The sequence below is a fragment of the Streptomyces sp. NPDC020422 genome (assembly GCF_044386705.1).
GTDB lineage: Bacteria > Actinomycetota > Actinomycetes > Streptomycetales > Streptomycetaceae > Streptomyces.
This window is the reverse complement of record NZ_JBIRVJ010000002.1, coordinates 249452-270954: the sequence shown is the minus strand read 5'-3', so window position 1 is coordinate 270954 and position 21503 is coordinate 249452. Positions and strand designations below refer to the sequence as shown.

20 protein-coding genes are annotated in these 21503 nt (G+C 72.7%); 15 read left to right on the top strand and 5 right to left on the bottom strand.

Translation table 11 applies throughout. The features are described from left to right. The first annotated feature begins 5 nt into the window (after positions 1 to 5). Positions 6 to 1010, top strand: a complete 1005-nt coding sequence (locus ACH414_RS05315) for an adenosine deaminase (protein WP_382543694.1) — start codon at positions 6 to 8, stop codon at positions 1008 to 1010. A gap of 179 nt (positions 1011 to 1189) precedes the next feature. Here the strand turns inward: ACH414_RS05315 and ACH414_RS05310 are convergent, their stop codons facing one another. Next, the gene (locus ACH414_RS05310; RefSeq protein ID WP_398940833.1) at positions 1190 to 2377 is read right to left on the bottom strand and encodes an MFS transporter; all 1188 of its coding nucleotides are present in this window, start codon (positions 2375 to 2377) and stop codon (positions 1190 to 1192) included. 241 nt (positions 2378 to 2618) lie between these two features. On the opposite strand from ACH414_RS05310, the gene ACH414_RS05305 reads away from it, so the two are divergent. The 5 genes from ACH414_RS05305 (at position 2619) to ACH414_RS05285 (ending at position 7081) form a co-directional block, all read left to right on the top strand. Continuing rightward, a complete protein-coding gene (locus tag ACH414_RS05305; RefSeq protein WP_382543880.1) occupies positions 2619 to 3749 on the top strand; it encodes a carbohydrate kinase family protein in 1131 nt (376 codons plus the stop codon). A gap of 104 nt (positions 3750 to 3853) precedes the next feature. Then, positions 3854 to 4903 carry a PhoH family protein gene (locus ACH414_RS05300; RefSeq protein ID WP_382543689.1) on the top strand — a complete coding sequence of 350 codons (1050 nt, stop codon included), beginning with the start codon at positions 3854 to 3856 and terminating at the stop codon, positions 4901 to 4903. A 12-nt stretch (positions 4904 to 4915) separates the two neighbouring features. Further along, positions 4916 to 5413: an rRNA maturation RNase YbeY gene (gene ybeY / locus ACH414_RS05295; protein WP_041129173.1), complete on the top strand. Its 498-nt coding sequence runs from the start codon at positions 4916 to 4918 to the stop codon at positions 5411 to 5413. 10 nt (positions 5414 to 5423) lie between these two features. Further along, positions 5424 to 6731 (top strand): hemolysin family protein, encoded by a 1308-nt coding sequence (locus ACH414_RS05290; protein ID WP_382543686.1) that lies wholly within the window; start codon positions 5424 to 5426, stop codon positions 6729 to 6731. Beyond that, on the top strand, positions 6728 to 7081 hold the full coding sequence (locus ACH414_RS05285; RefSeq protein WP_382543683.1) for an MmcQ/YjbR family DNA-binding protein: 354 nt from the start codon (positions 6728 to 6730) through the stop codon (positions 7079 to 7081). The genes ACH414_RS05290 and ACH414_RS05285 overlap by 4 nt, the downstream gene beginning before the upstream one ends. A 59-nt stretch (positions 7082 to 7140) precedes the next feature. Here the strand turns inward: ACH414_RS05285 and ACH414_RS05280 are convergent, their stop codons facing one another. Then, positions 7141 to 8544 carry an MFS transporter gene (locus tag ACH414_RS05280; RefSeq protein ID WP_398940832.1) on the bottom strand — a complete coding sequence of 468 codons (1404 nt, stop codon included), beginning with the start codon at positions 8542 to 8544 and terminating at the stop codon, positions 7141 to 7143. Between the two features lie 158 nt (positions 8545 to 8702). Here ACH414_RS05280 and ACH414_RS05275 point away from each other — a divergent pair, with 158 nt between their 5' ends. The 6 genes from ACH414_RS05275 (at position 8703) to era (ending at position 14239) form a co-directional block, all read left to right on the top strand. Next, positions 8703 to 9524: a helix-turn-helix transcriptional regulator gene (locus tag ACH414_RS05275; RefSeq protein WP_382543877.1), complete on the top strand. Its 822-nt coding sequence runs from the start codon at positions 8703 to 8705 to the stop codon at positions 9522 to 9524. 124 nt (positions 9525 to 9648) lie between these two features. Beyond that, the gene (locus ACH414_RS05270) at positions 9649 to 10011 is read left to right on the top strand and encodes a cytidine deaminase (protein WP_386564147.1); all 363 of its coding nucleotides are present in this window, start codon (positions 9649 to 9651) and stop codon (positions 10009 to 10011) included. Positions 10012 to 10217: 206 nt separating this feature from the next. Beyond that, positions 10218 to 10697, top strand: a complete 480-nt coding sequence (locus ACH414_RS05265; protein ID WP_386564144.1) for a hypothetical protein — start codon at positions 10218 to 10220, stop codon at positions 10695 to 10697. A 244-nt stretch (positions 10698 to 10941) separates the two neighbouring features. Then, a complete protein-coding gene (locus ACH414_RS05260) occupies positions 10942 to 12288 on the top strand; it encodes a beta-xylosidase (RefSeq protein ID WP_382543671.1) in 1347 nt (448 codons plus the stop codon). A gap of 25 nt (positions 12289 to 12313) precedes the next feature. After that, the gene (locus ACH414_RS05255) at positions 12314 to 13267 is read left to right on the top strand and encodes a WxL protein peptidoglycan domain-containing protein (RefSeq protein ID WP_386564140.1); all 954 of its coding nucleotides are present in this window, start codon (positions 12314 to 12316) and stop codon (positions 13265 to 13267) included. Between the two features lie 21 nt (positions 13268 to 13288). Next, on the top strand, positions 13289 to 14239 hold the full coding sequence (gene era, locus ACH414_RS05250) for a GTPase Era (RefSeq protein ID WP_382543665.1): 951 nt from the start codon (positions 13289 to 13291) through the stop codon (positions 14237 to 14239). Between the two features lie 12 nt (positions 14240 to 14251). On the opposite strand, the gene ACH414_RS05245 is transcribed toward era, so the two are convergent. Further along, positions 14252 to 14518 (bottom strand): protealysin inhibitor emfourin, encoded by a 267-nt coding sequence (locus ACH414_RS05245; RefSeq protein ID WP_382543662.1) that lies wholly within the window; start codon positions 14516 to 14518, stop codon positions 14252 to 14254. A gap of 20 nt (positions 14519 to 14538) precedes the next feature. Continuing rightward, positions 14539 to 15585, bottom strand: a complete 1047-nt coding sequence (locus ACH414_RS05240) for a M4 family metallopeptidase (RefSeq protein ID WP_382543659.1) — start codon at positions 15583 to 15585, stop codon at positions 14539 to 14541. Positions 15586 to 15880: 295 nt separating this feature from the next. Between ACH414_RS05240 and leuA the strand changes: the two genes are divergently transcribed. The 3 genes from leuA (at position 15881) to ACH414_RS05225 (ending at position 19994) form a co-directional block, all read left to right on the top strand. Beyond that, the gene (gene leuA, locus ACH414_RS05235) at positions 15881 to 17644 is read left to right on the top strand and encodes a 2-isopropylmalate synthase (RefSeq protein WP_382543656.1); all 1764 of its coding nucleotides are present in this window, start codon (positions 15881 to 15883) and stop codon (positions 17642 to 17644) included. Positions 17645 to 17870: 226 nt separating this feature from the next. Then, positions 17871 to 19166 (top strand): choice-of-anchor A family protein, encoded by a 1296-nt coding sequence (locus ACH414_RS05230; RefSeq protein WP_391769109.1) that lies wholly within the window; start codon positions 17871 to 17873, stop codon positions 19164 to 19166. A 132-nt stretch (positions 19167 to 19298) separates the two neighbouring features. Next, on the top strand, positions 19299 to 19994 hold the full coding sequence (locus ACH414_RS05225) for a TerB family tellurite resistance protein (protein WP_398940831.1): 696 nt from the start codon (positions 19299 to 19301) through the stop codon (positions 19992 to 19994). Positions 19995 to 20060: 66 nt separating this feature from the next. Here the strand turns inward: ACH414_RS05225 and ACH414_RS05220 are convergent, their stop codons facing one another. Next, a complete protein-coding gene (locus tag ACH414_RS05220; RefSeq protein WP_398940830.1) occupies positions 20061 to 21464 on the bottom strand; it encodes a LuxR family transcriptional regulator in 1404 nt (467 codons plus the stop codon). Positions 21465 to 21503: the final 39 nt, after the last annotated feature.

The following is a 21503-nucleotide window of genomic DNA, read 5'->3' as shown; positions in this document are numbered from 1 at the left end:
GCACCATGCCCGTCCCCAAGGCCGAACTGCACCTCCACATCGAAGGCACCCTCGAACCCGAGCTGGCCTTCGCCCTCGCCGCGCGCAACGGCGTCACCCTGCCGTACGCGGACACCGAGGCCCTGCGCGAGGCGTACCGCTTCAGCGATCTGCAGTCCTTCCTCGACCTGTACTACGGCCTGATGGCCGTACTGCGCACCGCCGAGGACTTCACCGAGCTCGCCGACGCGTATCTGGCGCGGGCCGGGGCGCAGGGGGTGCGGCACGCCGAGATCTTCTTCGACCCGCAGGCGCACACGGCCCGCGGGGTCCCGCTCGGGGTCGTGGTGGAGGGGCTGTGCGCGGCCCTCGACCGCGCGGAGGAGCGGTACGGGATCTCCACCCGGCTCATCATGTGCTTCCTGCGCGACGAGTCCGCCGAGTCGGCCATGGCGACCCTGGAGGCCGCGAAGCCGTACCTCGACCGGATCACGGGCGTGGGCCTCGACTCGGCGGAGGTCGGCCACCCGCCGGCGAAGTTCCGCGAGGTGTACGAGGAGGCCGCCGGGCTCGGTCTGCGGCGGGTCGCGCACGCGGGCGAGGAGGGGCCGGCGGAGTACATCCGCGAGGCCCTGGACGTGCTCGGCGTGGAGCGCGTCGACCACGGTCTGCGCTGCCTGGAGGACCCGGAGCTGGTCGAGCGGCTCGTCCGGGAGCGGGTGCCGCTGACCCTGTGCCCGCTGTCCAACGTGCGGCTGCGGGCGATCGACGTGATCGAGGAGCACCCGCTGCGGACGATGCTGGCGGCGGGGCTCGTGGCGACGGTCAACTCCGACGACCCCGCGTACTTCGGCGGCTACGTGGGGGACAACTTCGACGCGGTGCGGGAGGCGTTGGAGCTGGGCCCGGAGGAGCTGCGGACGCTGGCCCGGAACTCGTTCCTGGCGGCCTTCCTGGAGGACGCGGAGGGGCTGCGGGAGCGCTATCTCGCGGAGGTCGAGGCGTACGAGTTCGGGGTCGGCGGGGCGTAGGCCGTGGGCCGTGGGCCGTGGGCCGTGGGCCGTAGGCCGTGGGCTGTGGCCGCGGGCCGTGGGTGGGCGGGGCGCCTGCGGCGGGCCTTCCCGCACCCCGACCCACACCGCCCCTTCCCGCCCCTTCCGGGAACCAGGGGCTCCGCACCCGGGCCCCCCGGACGGCCGCGGCCTCTTCCTCAAACGCCGGACGGGCTGACTTCCTCGCTCAGCGGGCGCACTCCGGCCCCGCTCCCCAGGGGCCCGGCGGAGAAGGCGCCCCGCCGCGCCACCCCCGTCATCGGCGCCGCCACCACCAGGAGCAACGCGCCCAGCGCCAGCCCCATCCCGGGATACCCCACCGCCTCCGACAGCAGGCTCCCCGTCACCGGCCCGCACGCCACCCCCAGTGAGGACGCCGAGCCGACCAGGACCGCCCAGCGGCCCCGCGGGTCCAGGGTGGCGGCCAGGCCCAGGAGGTGGGACAGGACGACCGGGTAGAGCGCGTTCCAGAGGATCTCGCCGGTCGCGAAGGAGCCCGCGTCGTCCGCGGCCGCGCTGAGCACGACGCAGCCCGCGATGAGGGCCGTGCCGACGCCGATCGGGGCCGCGCGGCCGAGCCGCGGGCCGAGGGCGCCGGCCGCGGTGACGCCCGCGAGGCCCGCGCCGAGGGCGACGGCGAAGACCAGGCCGAGGGCGACCTCGGAGAGGCCGGCCTGGGTCAGGCCGATGCGTCCGCTGACGCCCCAGAGGGCGTTCTGGGCCATCGACCAGCACAGGATCGAGGCCGCGAGCACGGCTCCGGCCCGTCGGGACGGGAGGGGGCCGACGGGGGTGCGGCGGAGCGCGGCCGTGCCACCGGGCAGCCACCCCGTCAGCGGCCACACCAGCAGGGCCGCCGCGGCGATCGCCGCGAACGGCAGGGCGTGGCCGGTGCCCAGGTGCGGCAGGGTCAGGTAGAGGCCGCCCGCCGTCGCGGAGACGGTGAGCAGGCCCAGGGTGGCGGCGCGGTGGGGGTCGGGGCGGCCGCTGATGCCCGAGGCGGCGACGGCGGTGGCGGTGCCGGAGCCGAAGCCGCCGAGGACCGCGCCCGCCACGACCGGCGACAGGCTTGCGGAAGCCGCGGCCGTCCCGTATCCGAGGGCCATGCAGGCGAGGCCGAGCCGGGCGGCCCCGCGGGGCCCGATCCGCTCCACGCTAGAGGCGAGGGCGAAGCCGGCGCAGGAGGAGCCGAGCAGCAGGACCGAGCCGATGAGACCGGCTTGCGCGCTGCTCAGCCCGAGCCCGGCGGAGAGCCTGCCGACGAGCGTCGGCAGCAGGTACGGAGCGAGATAACCGGCCGTGAAAAGGGCGACGAGGGCCCCCAGGGCGCGCGGGCGCGCGGGCATGGGCGTTCCAGGGACTGAACAGGGAAATGAGATGACGCCCGGTGATCCACACGGTCGCGGCACCATGTGTATCAAGCATCCGAGTGGGCGGAGAAGGCGCCATCCCCCGATTCGGTCTGTGATCTGGGTCACGATCGGTTTGGAGTGGTCTTTCGATGGGTATCAAGGGGCAACTTCGTTGCGTCTCCCCTGTCCCGCCACCCCCTTCGGGCACACTGTCCGGATCAGCACCGCGGTGCCGATCCGCCGCACCACGACCGGGGAGCCTGCCGTGACCGAACGCGACACCGACGTCGATCCGCTGGTGAGCCTGCGCGAGCCCACCGACCCCGACTGCGACGTGTTCCTCACCGGCACGGTCTTCCTCGACATCATCTTCACCGGCCTCGACAGCGCCCCCGTGCGCGGCACCGAGTCCTGGGCCCGGGGCATGGGATCGAGCCCGGGCGGCGTCGCCAACATGGCCACCGCCCTCGCCCGGCTCGGGCTGCGGACCTCGCTCGCCGCCGCGTTCGGCGACGACCACTACGGCGAGTACTGCTGGGACGCGCTGGAGCAGGGGGAGGGCATCGACCTCTCGTTGTCGCGGACCGTCCCGGGCTGGCACTCGCCCGTGACCGTGTCCATGGCGTACGAGGGCGAGCGGACCATGGTGTCGCACGGGCACGCCGCCCCGCCGCTGGACGGGGCGCTGCCCGCCTACCCGCCGCACGCCCGCGCCGCCGTCGCCTCCCTGGTGCCCGGCCGCAGCGAGGAGTGGGTGGCCAGGGCGGCCCGCGGCGGCGCCAAGGTCTTCGCCGACGTGGGCTGGGACGACACCGGGCGCTGGGACCTGGCGGGACTGGCCGACCTGGAGCACTGCGAGGCCTTCCTGCCCAACGCCGCCGAGGCGATGCGCTACACCCGCACCGACTGCCCGCGCGCGGCGGCCCGGGCCCTCGCCGACAAGGTGCGCTACGCCGTCGTCACGCTCGGCTCCGAGGGGGCGTACGCCGTGGACGGGGCCACCGGCGAGACCGCCGAGGTGCCCGCGATCCAGGTCTCCGCCCTGGACCCGACCGGTGCCGGGGACGTCTTCGTCGCCGGGTTCGTCACCGGCACCCTCGCCGACTGGCCGCTCGCCGACCGGCTGGCCTTCGCCGGACTGACCGCGGCGCTGTCCGTGCAGGAGTTCGGCGGCTCGCTCTCCGCGCCCACCTGGGGCGAGATCGCCGCCTGGTGGCAGCGGGTCCAGGACCACGAGGTACAGGACCCCCAGGCGCTGCGCGCCCGGTACGCCTTCCTGGAGCGGCTGCTGCCGGTCCCGGACCGCAGCTGGCCGCTGCGCAGGGCCGTGCCGACCATCGGCTTCCGGGCGGCCCCCGCCCCGTAAACCCCTTCGGCGATGTCGCAGGCGAGTCGTAGGCTTGGACCCGAAGGTTGTCGAGCAGCGAGAACCCTGCAACAGGAGGTATGTGCAGGCCCGAGTGCCGGCCCATGACTCAGACACCCACAGCCCACACCCCCGGTCCGGGGCAGGCGCGCGCGCAGTTCACCGTCCCCGCCAAGCACCCGATGGTGACGATGCTGGGATCAGGCGACGCGCTCCTGCGCGTGATCGAGGAAGCGTTCCCGACGACGGACATCCACGTTCGGGGAAACGAGATCAGCGCGATCGGTGACGCGAAGGAAGTCGCCCTGATCCAGCGCCTGTTCGACGAGATGATGCTGGTGCTCCGCACCGGACAGCCGATGACGGAGGATGCCGTGGAACGCTCGATCGCGATGCTCCGGGAGGAGAACGGGGAGGCGGCGCTCGAGACGCCCTCCGAGGTGCTCACGCAGAACATCCTCTCCAGCCGCGGTCGCACCATCCGTCCCAAGACCCTCAACCAGAAGCGCTATGTCGACGCCATCGACAAGCACACCATCGTCTTCGGCATCGGCCCCGCCGGCACCGGAAAGACGTATCTGGCGATGGCCAAGGCGGTCCAGGCCCTGCAGTCCAAGCAGGTCACCCGGATCATCCTGACCCGGCCGGCCGTCGAGGCGGGCGAGCGGCTCGGCTTCCTGCCCGGCACGCTCTACGAGAAGATCGACCCGTATCTGCGGCCGCTCTACGACGCGCTGCACGACATGCTCGACCCCGACTCGATCCCCAAGCTGATGGCGAACGGGACGATCGAGGTCGCGCCGCTGGCGTACATGCGAGGCCGGACGCTCAACGACGCGTTCATCATCCTCGACGAGGCGCAGAACACGAACCCCGAGCAGATGAAGATGTTCCTCACCCGCCTCGGCTTCGACTCGAAGATCGTCATCACCGGCGACATCACCCAGGTCGACCTGCCGGGCGGCACGAAGAGCGGTCTGCGCCAGGTCAGGGACATCCTGGACGGGGTCCCCGACGTGCACTTCTCGACGCTCACGTCGCAGGATGTCGTACGGCACAAGCTCGTCGGCCGTATCGTCGACGCGTACGAGCAGTACGACATCCGCACCGAAAGCCGCGGCGAGAGCCGTGGCGGCGGCCGCAACGGGAAGTAGACACAGCAGCACATGTCGATCGACGTCAACAACGAGTCCGGAACCGAGGTCGACGAGCAGGCGATCCTCGACATCGCCCGCTACGCGCTCGCCCGCATGCGGATCCACCCGCTCTCCGAGCTCTCGGTGATCGTGGTGGACGCCGAGGCGATGGAGCAGCTCCACATCCAGTGGATGGACCTCCCGGGCCCGACGGACGTCATGTCCTTCCCGATGGACGAGCTGCGTCCGCCGTCGAAGGACGACGAGGAGCCCCCGCAGGGGCTCCTCGGCGACATCGTGCTCTGCCCCGAGGTCGCCACCCAGCAGGGCAAGGACGCCCCGACGCAGCACTCCATGGACGAGGAGCTCCAGCTCCTCACCGTCCACGGGGTGCTGCACCTGCTCGGCTACGACCACGAGGAGCCGGACGAGAAGGCCGAGATGTTCGGCCTCCAGGCGGCCATCGTGGACGGCTGGCGCGCGGAGAAGGGCCTGACCGGGCCCTCGCCGGCGCCGACCGTCTCCTGAGCGGGCGGCCATGAGTGCTCAGCTGATCCTGGGCGCGGTCGCCCTGGTCGTCGTCGCCTGGCTCGCCGCCTGCGCCGAGGCCGGCATCGCCCGCGTCTCCAGCTTCCGCGCCGCCGAGGCCGTCCGGTCGGGGCGGCGCGGTGCCGAGAAGCTCGCCCAGGTGGCCTCGGACCCGACCCGCTATCTCAACGTGGCCCTGCTGGTCCGCGTCGCCTGCGAGATGGCGGCCGGCGTCCTCGTCACCTACGCCTGCCTGGAGGAGTTCCCGGAGACCTGGGAGGCGCTCCTCGTCGCCATCGCCGTGATGGTGCTCGTGTCGTACGTCGCGGTCGGCGTCTCGCCCCGCACCATCGGCCGCCAGCACCCGCTGAACACGGCGACCGCCGCCGCGTACGTGCTGCTGCCGCTGGCCCGGATCATGGGCCCGATCCCGCAGCTGCTCATCCTCATCGGCAACGCCCTCACGCCCGGCAAGGGCTTCCGCAAGGGCCCCTTCGCCTCCGAGGCGGAGCTGCGGGCGATGGTCGACCTCGCCGAGCAGGAGTCGCTGATCGAGGACGACGAGCGCCGGATGGTGCACTCGGTCTTCGAGCTCGGCGACACCCTGGTGCGCGAGGTGATGGTGCCGCGCACCGACCTCGTCTGCATCGAGCGGTACAAGACCGTCCGGCAGGCGCTCACCCTCGCGCTGCGCTCCGGCTTCTCCCGGATCCCGGTGACCGGGGAGAACGAGGACGACATCGTCGGCATCGTGTATCTGAAGGACCTGGTCCGCAAGACGCACATCAACCGGGACGCCGAGGCGGACCTGGTGTCCACGGCGATGCGCCCGGCGGCCTTCGTCCCCGACACCAAGAACGCGGGCGACCTGCTGCGCGAGATGCAGCAGGAGCGCAACCACGTCGCCGTCGTCATCGACGAGTACGGCGGCACGGCCGGGATCGTCACCATCGAGGACATCCTGGAGGAGATCGTCGGCGAGATCACCGACGAGTACGACCGGGAGCTGCCGCCCGTCGAGGAGCTCGGCGACGACCGCTACCGGGTCACCGCCCGTCTCGACATCGGCGACCTCGGCGAGCTCTACGGCTTCGGCCCGGACGAGTACGACGACGAGGACGTGGAGACCGTCGGCGGACTGCTCGCCAAGGCCCTCGGCCGGGTGCCGATCGCCGGCGCCAACGCCGTCGTGGAGCTGCCCGACGGACGCCGGCTCCGGCTGACCGCCGAGTCCCCGGCCGGCCGTCGGAACAAGATCGTGACCGTGCTCGCCGAACCGGTCGAGCCGCCGCCCGCCGAGGAGGATCCGGAGTCGTGACGCCCGACCAGCTGCGTGCCTTCTGCCTGGGGTTCAACGACGCGACGGAGGAGTTCCCGTTCACCCCGGAGACCTCCGTCTTCAAGGTCGCCGGGAAGGTGTTCGCGCTGTCGGCGCTGGACTCCGAGCCGCTGCGGGTCAATCTCAAGTGCGATCCGGACGACGCCGTACGGCTCCGCGAGGAGCACCCGGCGATCGCCCCCGGCTATCACATGAACAAGCGGCACTGGAACACGGTGACGGTCGGCGAGCTCCCGGACCGGATGGTCCGGGAGCTGGTCGAGGACTCCTACGACCTCGTCGTCGCCGGTCTGCCGAAGGCGGTACGGCTCCGCCTCGACCGGCCCTGAGGCCCCGGGGCCGGACGAGGCCCCGGGGCCGGACGAGGCCTCGGGGCCCGGCCGGCGGATCAGGCCCTCTTCCGCAGCCCCAGGGCGACCACCGCCGCCGTCGCCAGCACGATCGCCGTGTCCAGCGCGATGACGGTGCGGACCCCGGAGAACAGGTCGGTGCCGGTGGTGGCGAGGACGCCGAGCATCGGGATGCCGACGGTGAGCCCGACCTGCTGGGTCGTGGTGACCAGGCCGGTCGCCAGGCCCTGCTCCTCGTCGGAGACGCCCGAGGTGACGGTCACGCCGTACGAGATGATCGCGCCCAGGTGGAACATGGACGCCAGCGTCACGGCCACCGTCGCCAGGACCGCGCCCGACTCCCGTTCGATGCCCAGCAGTCCTGCGGTGAGCAGGCCCTGGGCGACGAGCGACACCACGAGGGTGCGGCGGGCGCCGAGCCGGCCGATGACCTTCGGGGTGAGCATGCCGGCGAGGACCGAGAAGAGGCCCTGGACGCCGAAGACGAGGCCCGAGGCGAAGGCCGAGAGGCCGAGGGTCTCCTGCAGGTAGAGGGTCAGCACGAAGACGATGGTCGACATCATCGAGAAGGTGACCAGTCCGCCCACGTTGCCGAAGGCGACCGTGCGGCGCCGCAGCACCGGCAGCGAGACCAGCGGGGCCGGGTGCCGGGACTCGACGACGGCGAAGACCACGAGCAGCAGCACGCCCGCCACCAGGGTGACCAGGACGTCCGCACCGCCGAAGCCCTGCTGGGCGGCGGTCGACAGGGCGTAGATCAGCGCGAGCAGACCGAGGGTGACGGTCACCGCTCCGGGCACGTCGAGACGCGGGCGCTCCGGGGTGCGGGACTCGGGCAGCAGTCCGGGGGCGAGGGGCAGCACGAGCAGGGTGAAGACGGCGAGCAGGGCCATGGTGGAGCGCCAGCCGAGGGTGTCGGTCATGACGCCGCCGAGGACCATGCCGATGGTGAAGCCCAGCGACATCAGGGTGCCGGAGATGCCGAGCGCCCGGGCCCGCAGCGGGCCCTCGGGGAAGGCGGTGGTCAGCAGGGCCATGCCGGTCGGCACGATCACCGCGGCGCCGAGGCCCTGGAGGGCGCGGCCCGCCAGGAAGACGCCCGGGTTCCAGGCGAGGGTGGCGAGCAGCGAGGCGGCGCCGAAGAGCACCAGGCCGGCCAGGAAGAGCCGCTTGCGTCCGTACAGGTCGCCGATCCGGCCGAACAGCAGCAGGAAGCCGCCCGAGGGCAGGGCGAAGGCGGTGACCGCCCACTGCAGGGTGGCGGGGTCGAAGCCGAGGTCGGCACCGAGCACGGGCAGCGCCACGTTCAGCACGGAGAAGTCGAGCGCCACCATGAACTGGGCGGCGCACAGCACGAAGAGGATCAGCCGGGCGCGGCCGTCGAGGGCCGGGGGAGCGGGGTCGGGAGCGGTCCGGGTCGGGGGAGAGGTCACTGTTGCCATGCCCAGGACTCTCGTCGCGCGGGAACAACGGTGGGGAGCGGGAACTTATCCTGTTGGTCGCACCACCAGGCAGCCAGGGGGAGGAAGCGCACGTGGCCACGGCACTGGAGAGTTCCGCCGCCAAACGGCACCGACTGGCCGAACTCCGCGAGTTCCTGATGAGCCGTCGGGCCCGGGTCACCCCCTCCGAGGCGGGGCTGCCCGACGGCGGCGCCCGGCGCCGCACCCCGGGGCTGCGCCGCGAGGAGGTCGCCGTCCTCGCCGGGGTCGGGGTCTCCTGGTACCAGTGGCTGGAGCAGGGCCGGGACATCACGGTCTCGCCGCAGGTGCTCGACTCGGTGGCGCGGGTGCTGCGGCTCAGCCCGACCGAGCGCCGCCACCTCTACGTCCTCGCGGCGCTCAACCCGCCGGCGCCGGAGCTCGCCCCGGAGGACCGGGACATGTGCCAGGGGCTGCGGCGGCTGATCGACACCTGGATGCCGTTCCCGGCGCACATCATGGACCAGTACTGGAACACCGTGATGTACAACGAAGCGGCGTCGATCGTGCTAGGCATGCGTCCGGAGACCGTGCAGAACTGCATGATCGCCTTCTTCACGGACCCGCTCTACCGCCAGCGGACGACGGGCTGGGAGGAGCTCGCGGCGAAGGTCGTCGCCCAGTTCCGCTCGGCCTGCTCGGACTGCCCGGACGACGAGGGCTTCCAGCAGGTGGTGGAGGAGGCCAAGGCGGCGAGCGAGGAGTTCGCGCGGCTGTGGGAGCGCCGGGACATCCTGCCGGGCGGGCAGAACCGCAAGGAGCTGGACCACCCGCTGGTCGGAGCCCTGGTGGTGGAGTCCACCCAGCTGCGCGTGCCGGCCCGCCCCGACCTGGTGATCGTCCTGCACACCCCGCTCCCGGAGGCCGACACGGCGGCGAAGCTGGAGTGGCTGGTCTCGCCGGAGGGCCGCCGGGGCGCCATGTACCCGGTGGCGGGCTGAGGGCCCGGGCTTTCACGCGTACGCGTTCCTCCCGTGGCCTGTACGCCGTCCTCGCGAGGCCGGCCGCCGAGGAGTTCGCCAAGGGCGCGCGGGGCTGAGCTGGGGCCCGTCCTATGCTCGGATCATGACACTCAACCGCGAGCACGACGACCTCGGCGCAGAGGACCTCAAGATCATCACGCTGGCGCGCAGCGCCCGCGCCCGCAACGGGGTGCCGGAGGGTGCCGCGGTGCGCGACGAGACCGGCCGGACGTACGTCGCGGGGACGGTGGAGCTGGAGTCGCTCAAGCTGAGCGCGCTGCAGACCGCGGTCGCCATGGCGGTGGCCAGCGGTGCCCGGTCGCTGGAGGCCGCCGCGGTCGTCTCGGCCGCGGAGGCCGCGTCCGACGAGGACCGCGCGGCGGTGCGGGACCTGGGTGGTCCCCAGACGCCGGTGCTGCTCGCGGGGCCCGACGGGCGCCTCAAGACGGCGGTCTCCGCGGGCTGAAGTCCGTGGGCGGTCTCCGTGTGCGGGGGCCCGGCGCTCGTCGAGCGCCGGGCCCTTGTGTGTTTGTGAAGGATCAACGGAACTTCTCTTGCCTTCCCCGCTCCGGTGCGCATCAATAGCAGCGACCGGTCCGACGGACCGTCAGATCTCATCGCAGACGCAGTGTCCGCACCCCTGCGTTGCCATCGGAAGGGGTACGACTCGCCATGAGAAGCAGAAGCAGCTTAGGGACGGCCGCGGTGCTCGCCGGAGCCCTCGCCGTCGCCGGCCTCGCCTTCGCCCCCGGCGCCTACGCGGTGTCGCCGGGCTCGGCCACCGCCACCTACGACTGCGGGTCCTGGGGCGGCGGCGGCGCCACCCTGACCGCCACGCAGAGCGGCACGTCCGCGACGATCACGATCACCTCGGCGGTGAAGACGCCGGTCGCGGTCGCCAAGGACACCATCAACTCCACCCTGACCCTGGCCAAGGCCGGTGGCGGCACCCGGGTCTTCACCGGGACCAAGAACCCGGCGCTGTCCGCCGGCCAGTCGGTCACCATGGGCCCGCTCAGTGGGACCGTCGCCTCCGGCGACAGCCTCAACTCCTACTTCGCGGGCACCGCGCTCAAGATGGTGATCTTCGGCGTCACGGTGAACTGCGACGCGGTCACCTCGCAGTCGCCCGGTCCCTTCGTGTTCAGCTGAGCTCCTCCCGCACGGCCGACCGGTACCGCCAGGGGCGGTGCCGGTCGTTGCTGTGTCCGCACCCGTCCGCACCCGTCCGCACCCGTCCGCGCCTGTCCGGACCCGTCTGACCTGCGGAGATCCAGGCGAGCTGCTGATCTTGACATTATCTGATGGGTCATCAGTCGGTGCATTTCGATGGCATTGACTTCTCTCGGCCCGCAGCCGTCAATGGCGCCCTCTCATCCCTCAGGAGGGGACCCACATGGCACTCGAACGAAGCCGCCCGGCGGCTCGAAGACGGCGTCGCTGGACCGCCGTCCTCGGCGCCACCGCGCTCGCGCTCACCGCCGGGGGCGCGCTCGCCGCACCCGCGGGCGCACTCACCGCCGCCTCCACCCCGGTGGAGTTCGCCACCCACTGCGTGCCGCCGCCGATCGCCGGCATCCCGCCGATCGACGGGACCACCACCGCGCAGATCACCGTCGACAACGCCGCGCCCAAGGTCGGCGACACGGTGACCGTCACCTACACGGTCACCAAGCCCGCCGCCTCCAACCCGGTGGACCTGGCCCTCCCGGCCGACATCATGACCCCGAGCGGCAAGGTCACCCTCGGCGGCGCCCAGTCCGGCGCGGTCACCGTCACCGGACCGAAGAAGAACCCCCCCGTCCCGGGCAAGGGCAGCTTCCCGCCGTTCTCGATGACCGGCACCTTCACGGTCACCGCGCCCGGCGCGATCACCCTCTCGCCCGGCGACTACAACATCCACACCAGCTACCTCATGGAGCTGGACACCCCCTGCACCGTCACCAACCCGCCCGCACCCGTCTCCGAGACGGTCACGGCGGCCGCGCAGCCCGGCGCCAACGAGCGCGCCCTCCAGCTCGACAACGCCTCCGGCGCGCCCGGCGTCCGGGTCACCGTCACCGGCACCAAGTTCACCCCGCTCGCCGAGGTCACCGTCGTCGGCCGGGCCGGAGCGGCCGAGACCGCCGACCGGATGACCGTCACGACCGACAGCGAGGGCGGCTTCGCGGCCCGCCTGAAGGTCAACGACAAGGCGACCACCGGGATCGTGGCCTACGAGGGCGCGGCCTGGGACCCCGACAAGGGCGCGGGCCCCGTCGCGTACCAGGTCATCGACGACACCCCGGCCCCGCCGAACAGCCAGAAGATCACGGCCTCGGTCCGGGCGGGCCAGCTGTCCATGACCCAGGCCGGTGACGCCGTGCAGCTCTCGGGCGTCGACTTCGGCCAGGGCGGCGCCGCCACCGGGCCCCTGCAGACGGTGACGGTCAAGGACTTCCGCGGCGGCCCCGCGGGCTGGTCCCTGACCGGCAAGGTCACCGACTTCACCGGACCCGGCGGAGCCATCGGCGGCGACAAGCTCAGCTGGACGCCGTCCTGCACCACCAAGGCCGGCAGCCCCAGCACCTGCGTCCCGGGCACGGCCGGTCCCGTCGGCGCCACCGGCGCCACCCTCGCCTCCACGCCCAACGGCACCCTCACCGGCGGCGAGTTCACCATCGACGCGGGGCTCTCCCTCGACGTCCCGGCGTTCACCGCACCCGGCAGCTACGCGGGCGTTCTCACGCTGACGCTGTCCTGACCGCTACGCAAAGGGGTCCGCACCCGTGCGCAAGACGTACGTCCTCCTGAGCCTCCTGGGCGCCGTGCTGCTGCTCGGCGTCCAGGGGGCGCCCCCCGCCACCGCCGCGGAGAACGGCGAGTGGGCCGTCTACCCGGCCGCCTCCCGGCTCGGCAGCCGCCCGTACTTCTACCTCTCGGCCGACCCCGGCGCCACCGTCACCGACCGGGTCACGGTCGCCAACAAGACCGCCGCCCCGCTCAGCTTCCTGCTCTACGGGGCCGACGCCTACAACACCGAACGCGACGGCGGCTTCGCCGTCCGCAGCCGGCAGGAGAAGCAGACCGGCGCCGGCGCCTGGATCAGGCCCGCCCGCGACCGGGTCACCGTCCCGCCGCACTCCGCCGTCACCGTGCCGTACACCCTCACCGTCCCCGCCGACGCCGACCCCGGCGACCACCCCGGCGCCGTCGTCGCCCTCGACGAGCGGATCGCCAGGGGGGCGGGCGGCTCCGTCGCCCTCGGGGTGCAGCGCGCGGTCGGCGCCCGGGTCTATCTGCGGGTCGGCGGCCCCACCGTCCCCGCGCTGGCCGTCGAGGACGTCACCCTCGACCAGGACCGGCCCCTCGTCCCGGGCACCGGCACGAGCAGCGCCGTCGTCTCGTACACGCTGCACAACCGCGGAAACGTCACGCTCAACCCCCGGGTCGCCCTCAAGGCCGAGGGGCTCTTCGGCCGCACCCTGCTCAGCCGCGACCTGGACCGGCTGCCCGCCGAGCTGCTGCCCCGGCAGCGGATCCGGCTCAGCGAGCGGTGGACCGGCTCGCCGCAGCTCGACTGGGGCGAGCTGACCCTGACCGCGACCGCCAAGGACGTCCGCGAGACCGGCGCGGTCTCCTTCCTCGCGCTGCCCTGGCTGCCCCTCACCGTCCTCGTCGCCGGCGGCACGGCCGGTCTCCTCGGGCTGTGGATACGGCGGCGCCGGACGCTGAGTACGTGAGGCGGCCGCGCATCGGGGAGAATGGCCCCCATGAGCGCTCGTACTGATGAGAACACCGCCCCCCACCGGGCCGGCTTCGCCTGCTTCGTCGGCCGCCCCAACGCGGGCAAGTCCACCCTCACGAACGCTCTGGTCGGCCAGAAGGTGGCCATCACCTCCAACCGCCCGCAGACCACCCGGCACACCGTCCGGGGCATCGTGCACCGCCCCGACGCGCAGCTCGTCCTGGTCGACACGCCCGGTCTGCACAAGCCGCGCACCCTGCTGGGCGAGCGCCTCAACGACGTCGTGCGCACCACCTGGGCCGAGGTCGACGTGATCGGCTTCTGCCTGCCCGCCGACCAGAAGCTCGGCCCCGGCGACCGCTTCATCGCCAAGGAGCTCGCCGAGATCAAGAAGACGCCCAAGGTCGCGATCATCACCAAGACCGACCTGGTCGACTCCAAGACCCTCGCCGAGCAGCTGATCGCGATCGACCAGCTCGGCAAGGAGCTCGGCTTCGAGTGGGCCCAGATCGTGCCCGTCTCCGCCGTCGGCAACAAGCAGGTCCAGCTCGTCGCCGACCTGCTGATCCCGCTCCTGCCGGAGTCCCCGCCGCTCTACCCGGAGGGCGACCTCACCGACGAGCCCGAGATGGTCATGGTCGCCGAGCTCATCCGCGAGGCCGCGCTCGAAGGCGTGCGGGACGAGCTGCCGCACTCCATCGCCGTGGTCGTCGAGGAGATGATCCCGCGCGAGAACCGCCCGGCGGACCGGCCGCTGCTCGACATCCACGCCAACGTCTACATCGAGCGCCCCAGCCAGAAGGGCATCATCATCGGCCCCAAGGGCAGCCGCCTCAAGGAGGTCGGCATGAAGTCCCGCAAGCACATCGAGGCGCTGCTCGGGACCCCGGTCTTCCTCGACCTCCACGTGAAGGTGGCCAAGGACTGGCAGCGGGATCCCAAGCAGCTCAGGAAGCTGGGCTTCTAGCCGGACGCCTGGCTAGGCGCCCTCCTTGAGCACGAGCTGGATCAGCTCGCGCTGTTCGGCGGTGAGGTGGGGATCCGCCCACCGCACCGTCCGCCCGTCGACGGTGATCTCGTAGGAGAAGCCGTCGGGCACCCCACGGCTCTCCGGCGGCGGCGGTGCGGCGAGTGCCTCGTGGGCCAGCGCCCGCATCCGCTCGTCGTCGGGCCGGCCCTCGGTCTCCACCTCGGCCGACTTCTCGATCCCCGCGAAGCCCCCTGTGCGTACGACGCGAATCCTCATGGGGCCTGTCTACCGCACGCTCAGTCGACCGGCACGCCCACGGCCGACCAGGCGTCCCGCACGGCCGTCACCTCCTCGCCGTCCCCGTAGCGGGCCTTCGCCGCCGCGACCGTGGCCGCCGCGAACTCGGCGAAATCGGCCTCCGAGCTCAGCTTCCCGCCGGTCAGCGTGTCGTACCAGATCTGCCCGGCCCGCTCCCAGGCGTGACCGCCCAGCGCGGTCGCGACCAGATAGAAGGCGTGGTTGGGGATGCCCGAGTTGATGTGGACACCGCCATTGTCGGCGTGGGTGCGGACGTAGTCGTCCATCGTCGCGGGCTGCGGGTCCTTGCCGAGGACGTCGTCGTCGTACGCGGTGCCGGGCGCCTTCATCGAGCGCAGGGCCTCGCCCCGGTCGACGGCCGGCCCCAGCAGCCCGGCGCCGATGAGCCAGTCGGCCCGGTCGGCGGTCTGCCCCAGCGCGTACTGCTTCACGAGCGAGCCGAAGACGTCGGACATGGACTCGTTGAGCGCCCCGGACTGCCCGTAGTAGGCGAGGTCCGCGGTGTGCTGGGTGACGCCGTGGGTCAGCTCGTGGCCGATGACGTCCAGCGGGATGGTGAAGTCGAGGAAGAGCTCGCCGTCCCCGTCGCCGAACACCATCTGCTCGCCGTTCCAGAAGGCGTTGTCGTACTTCTCGTCGAAGTGGATGCTCGCGAGCAGCGGCATGGCCTCGCCGTCGATCGACTCGCGGCCGTAGACGTTCTTGAAGAGGTCGTAGGTGGCGCCGAGGCCCGCGTACGCCCGGTTCTCGGTGACGTCGTCGGTCTCCTCGCCGCCCTCGTCGCGGATCTTGTCGCCCGGCAGCTCGGTGCCGTTGTGGACGTCGTGGATCGTGCGCCGGACCCCGGCGGCCCTCCCGGCCCGGTCCCGGGTCGCCGGCTCGGCGGGCGGGAGGCTGCGGGCGGTGCGCTGCGCCGCGTCGACGACGAGGGTCCGCCGGGCCGCCTCGGCGAGGGCCGGGTCGGCCGAGCGCGCGACCCGCTCCAGGATGTGGGGCGGGACGATCGTGCAGAAGTGGGGTGTCATACCGGAAATGTGGCACCGTGTACCGCCGTTGTCACTAGCTGTGACGACGATTGGCGAAATGGAGTGATGAGTCACGTTTCGTTATTGACGCGGAGGCCGTCCCGCATACTGGAACGGGACGTCCGCCCCCGCCGGTCCTGGGCTATGGTGACGCACATCATGCGTTTCGGGCTGCTTCTCCTTAGCTGCCGCGGCGAGGGCCTGTAGTCGTAGGCCGACCCCCTCCCCGCGGGTATTGGCGTTGCGTTCGACAGTCGGCCGTCCCTCCCGCAGGACTTCCGAGGAGCCCTACGCAATGTCCCAGTCGCCCTTCATCAGCCGACCGACGCCCGTCACCAACGCCACGCACCTGCAGAAGCCGTCCGGCATGCCGGTGCACAAGTACGGGCAGTACGAGGCCGTCGACATCCCCGACCGCACCTGGCCCGAGCGGCGCATCACCAAGGCGCCCCGCTGGCTGTCGACCGACCTGCGCGACGGCAACCAGGCCCTGATCGACCCGATGAGCCCCGCCCGCAAGCGCGAGATGTTCGACCTGCTGGTACGGATGGGCTACAAGGAGATCGAGGTCGGCTTCCCGTCCTCCGGCGAGACCGACTTCGCCTTCGTCCGGTCGATCATCGAAGAGGGCGCGATCCCGGACGACGTCACCATCTCCGTGCTGACCCAGGCCCGCGAGGACCTGATCGAGCGGACCGTGGAGTCCCTGGTCGGCGCCAAGCGCGCCACCGTCCACCTGTACAACGCCACCGCGCCCACCTTCCGCCGGGTCGTCTTCCGCGGATCGAAGGACGACATCAAGCAGATCGCCGTCGACGGCACCCGGCTGGTGATGGAGTACGCCGAGAAGCTGCTGGGTCCGGAGACCACCTTCGGCTACCAGTACAGCCCGGAGATCTTCACCGACACCGAGCTGGACTTCGCCCTGGAGGTCTGCGAGGCCGTCTGCGACGTGTGGCAGCCCGGCCCGGGCCGCGAGATCATCCTCAACCTGCCCGCCACCGTGGAGCGTTCGACGCCCTCCACGCACGCGGACCGCTTCGAGTGGATGTCCCGCCACCTGACCCGCCGCGAGTACGTCTGCCTGTCCGTGCACCCGCACAACGACCGCGGTACGGCCGTGGCCGCGGCCGAGCTGGCGATCATGGCCGGCGCCGACCGCATCGAGGGCTGCCTGTTCGGCCAGGGCGAGCGCACCGGCAACGTCGACCTGGTCACCCTGGGCATGAACCTGTTCAGCCAGGGCGTCGACCCGCAGATCGACTTCTCGCAGATCGACGAGGTCCGCCGGACCTCGGAGTACTGCAACCAGATGGAGGTCCACCCGCGCCACCCCTACGCGGGCGACCTGGTCTACACCGCCTTCTCCGGCTCCCACCAGGACGCCATCAAGAAGGGCTTCGACGCCATGGAGGCCGACGCGGCCGCCCAGGGCAAGACCGTCGACGACATCGAGTGGGCCGTGCCCTACCTGCCGATCGACCCGAAGGACGTCGGCCGCTCCTACGAGGCCGTCATCCGGGTCAACTCGCAGTCCGGCAAGGGCGGCATCGCGTACGTCCTGAAGAACGACCACAAGCTGGACCTGCCCCGCCGGATGCAGATCGAGTTCTCGCGGATCATCCAGGCGAAGACCGACGCCGAGGGCGGCGAGGTCACGCCGGCGCAGATCTGGTCCGTCTTCCAGGACGAGTACCTGCCCAACCCGGACAACGCCTGGGGCCGCATCCAGCTGCGTTCCGGCCAGTCGACCTCCGACACGGACGGCACCGACACCCTGAAGGTCGAGGCGGTCGTCGACGGCGTCGAGACGGTCCTGACCGGCTCCGGCAACGGTCCGATCTCCGCCTTCTTCGCCGCACTGCAGGCGGTCGGCGTGGACGCCCGCCTGCTGGACTACCAGGAGCACACGATGAGCGAGGGCGCCTCCGCGCAGGCCGCCTCGTACATCGAGTGCGCCATCGACGGCAAGGTCCTGTGGGGCATCGGCATCGACGCCAACACCACCCGCGCCTCGCTGAAGGCGGTCGTCTCCGCGGTCAACCGCTCGGCCCGCTGAGGCACTTCCCCCGCGCTGCCCCGCACCCCTTCGAGGGGAGCGGGGCAGTGGTGCGTGTGAGCTGCGTCACGCTCGCACGCCGTTTCAGGTTCACTTAAGGAAGATCCTCACGACATGCCGGAATCGGCGCCATATCAGGTGAGTTGACGCCACATCAGCGTCTGGCGGAAGGTCGGCTCGTCCCCTCGGACACCTCCCTCCCCGCACTCCTCGACCTGGAGCTCGCATGCGCACGTCCGCTGCCGTGGCCGCCGTCCTCGCGGTGACCGGTGCCGCCCTCACCTGGGCCCCCGCCGCCTCCGCCACCTCCGCGTGCGAGCCGAATCCGCTCGGCACCGCCGGCCACTACGCCGAGTTCGTCGAGAAGGACTCCGTACGCCACTCCGACTCCGAGGGCGCCGTCGCCGTCGGCGGCGACGCCACCTTCGGCGACCCGAAGGCCCCCTCCGGCTTCTCCGTCGGCAGCCGCCTGACCTCCGGCGACCTCGCCGCCCTGCCCGGCGGGCACAGCCTCGTCGTCGGCGGCACCCTCTACGCCAACCAGGTCGTCCTCGACAAGGGCACCGGCATCGCCGGCAAGGTCGTCGACCGCTCCACCAAGGGCTCCGGCTTCGGCGTCGACGGCGACAAGGTGAAGGAGGGCCCCTCTCCGATCGACTTCGGCAGGGAGTTCGGCTCGCTGCGCGCGCTGTCGGCCGGGTGGGCGTCCGTCGACCCCAACGGCACCGTCGCGAGCGACCAGGGCGCCCAGGGCCTCTTCCTCACCGGGACGGACAAGAAGCTCAACGTCTTCGCCGTGAACGCCGCCGACCTGGAGAAGGCCCGCGCGATCACCCTGAAGGTCCCGGCCGGCTCCTCCACCCTCGTGAACGTGCTCGGCGCCTCGTACGACATGAACACCTCGGCCACGTACGGCGTCTACTACCAGGGCGAGAGCGGCGCCCCCGTGATCGACGACTACGACCTGGCGAGCGACGAGTTCCGGCAGATCCGCTCCCGGCTGCTGTGGAACTTCCCCGGGGCCAGGAGCGTGAAGAAGAACTACACCTCCTGGCCCGGCACCCTCCTCGCGCCGAACGCCACCGTCGAGATGGGCGGCAAGGGCGTCGGCCCCGGCCACGTCAACGGCTCCGTGATCGCCGAGAACCTGATCACCGTGCCCGGCGCCGAGACCCACCAGATGAACTTCACCGGCTGCCTGCCCGGCGGGCGGCAGCCCGGTCCGGTCGTCACCCCGGAGCAGCCGAAGCCGACCGAGACCCCGGTGCCGACGGCTCCCGCGACCCCCACCGCGACCGCGACCGCCACCCCGAAGCCCTCCTCACCGGCCACTTCCGCCCCGACGCCCTCCGGCTCCACGTCGGCCGGGGCGCCCGCGCCCTCGCCCTCGTCCACTCCGGAGGGTGATCTCGCCCAGACGGGCTCGGCCTTCGGACCTGGCGCGATGGGCGTCGCGGGAGCGGTGGTCGTGCTGGGTGGCGGCCTCCTGGCCTTCGCGAAGCTGCGCAAGCGCGCCTCCTGAGCCGCCCGGGAGCGCGGCGGGTCTCGGCCATCTCCCTGGCGTTCTGCTGACGAGGTGCTGACGCCACATCATCGATGTGGCTAACATCACGCCAACGCCGGCAGTGTTGCCGGGACGTGAAGGAGGTGCGGCGTGCGGTCAGCGCGGAAGTCACGGGAGCGGAGCAGGGTTCTCTGCGGGATCCGCACCTCCTGGAACACGGTCGGCGACGGCGAGTTCTTCTGCGAGGAGTGCGGCGGCGACCGCAACTACCGCCGTCGCACCGGCCGTCGCCGCTTCGCCCTCCTGGGGGTGCCGCTGCTTCCCCGGGGCGCCGCGGGACCGGTCGTCGAGTGCGCCGCCTGCCACACCCACTTCGGTACGGACGTGCTGACGCACCCGACGACCAGCAGGTTCTCGGCGATGCTGCGGGACGCCGTGCACACCGTCGCCCTCGCCGTCCTGGCCGCGGGCGGCACCTCGTCCCGCACCGCCGTCGACACCGCAGCGGCCGGGGTGCGGGCGGCAGGGTTCGCGGACTGTACGTCCCTGCAACTGGTCGACCTCGTCGACGCGCTCGCCGCCGACACCGGGCGCTTCCTGCCCGACATCAGCAGCGGGGGAGCGGCCCTCGCCATCGAACTGCACGAGGCCCTCGAACCCCTCGCCCCGCACCTGTCCGTCCCCGGCCGCGAATCGATCCTGCTCCAGGGTGCCCGCATCGCCCTCGCCGACGGTCCGTACAGCCAGGCCGAGCGCGAGGTCCTCGGCACGGTGGGCAACGCGCTCGCCCTGTGCGCGGACGACACGGCCCGTCTGCTCGCGATGGCGCGCACGTCGTCGCGGTAGGGCGCGGCCGGCTCCGCGGGTCCGAGGCCCGGCGGCTGCCGGCCCCGTGGTGGCCGCGGGCCGGTCCTACTCCGCGGTGGCCGCGGGGGCGGTGCGTCGGGGCGGGTCCTGTCCCGCCGCCCACCGTCGCGATTCGGCCCGGCCGGGCAGGGCGGCCGCCGGGCGGGGCGCCGGGTCCGCCCCGAGGCGGCCGAACGTCGTGCGGGCCGCGTCGCGTTCGCGCCGGGCCGCCGCATCGGCGCCCGCGGCCCGTTCCGCCGCCGCGAGGAGCAGGTGCGTCCGGGCCGCCTCGTACGGGATCCGCAGTTCCCGCCACAGGACGAGGGCCCGGCGTAGCGGCTCCCGTGCCCCGGCGCCCCGGGCCAGCGCCAGGGAGCCGTCTGCGGTTGCGGACAGGGCGGCGAGCAGGGGCGTGTCCGGGGCCCGGGCCAGTTCCGCCGCCGCCCGCCCGGCGGTGGTGTGGTCGCCGGTGGCCAGGGCCGTCTCGACGAGGGCGGCGAGCAGGCGGGCGCGGCCGAGGCGGTCGTGCGCGGGGTCGCTCTGGCAGTCCAGGGCCAGTCGGAGGCCCGCGAGGGCCGCGTCGGGGCGCCCCTGGGCCAGCCGCAGCAGGGCGAGCCCCGGCTGGGGGACCCGGCCCAGGGCGTGGGCGTGGGCGTAGGAGCGGGCCGCGTCGGCCTGCCTGCCCCGGCGCCGCTGGATCTCCCCGACGGTGTACGAGGCGGCGGCGGCCCGGTCGAGGGAGTCCGGCAGGACCTCCTGGCAGACGAGCCGGGCCTCCTCCTCCGCCCGCGCCCAGTCGCCGAGGAGGTCGAGCACCTCGACGTGGTGCATGCGGCAGGGGGCGCGGAAGGGGTTGTCGGGGAAGGCGGCGCACCAGGCCGTCGCCGCCTCGGCCCAGGCCGTCGCGCGCTCCAGCTCGCCCGCGCGCAGGCACTCGCCGAGGGCGAGGTCGTACAGCCGGCCCGTGGCGAGCGCGTCCAGCCGGCCCGCGGTGACCGCGGCCATCGCCGCGTCGAGGAGGGGGAGCGCCTCGGAGCGCCGGCCCTGGGCGAGCAGGACAGCGGATTCCGCCTGCCGGGCCTGGGCGAGGAGTTCGGGGCTGCCGGAGCGGGCGGCGAGCCGTGTCATGCGCCGGGCGGCGCGGCGGGCCGCGGCGGGCGCGTGGTGCTCCTCGGCGTCCGCGATGTCGGACCAGGCGAGGAGGCACTGCTCGGGGCAGTCGGGCGAGCCCTCCAGGTGGTGGCGGGCCCGGTGCAGCCAGCCCGAGGCGGCGGCGGGGCGCCCGAGCCTGCGGTACTCGGCTGCCAGCCACCAGGCCGTGCGTCCGGCGCCGCGGGGGTCGTGCGCGGCGACGTACGCGGCATGGGCCCGCAGCCGGGCGGCGACGGCTTCGTCGACGTGGCCGGTCCACCAGGCGGAGTCGGCGAGGGCGTCGAGCTCGGCGGGGCCGGTGACTGCCGTGGCGGCCATGGCGTCTCCTCCCTTCCCGGTCCTTCCAGCGTAGGACCG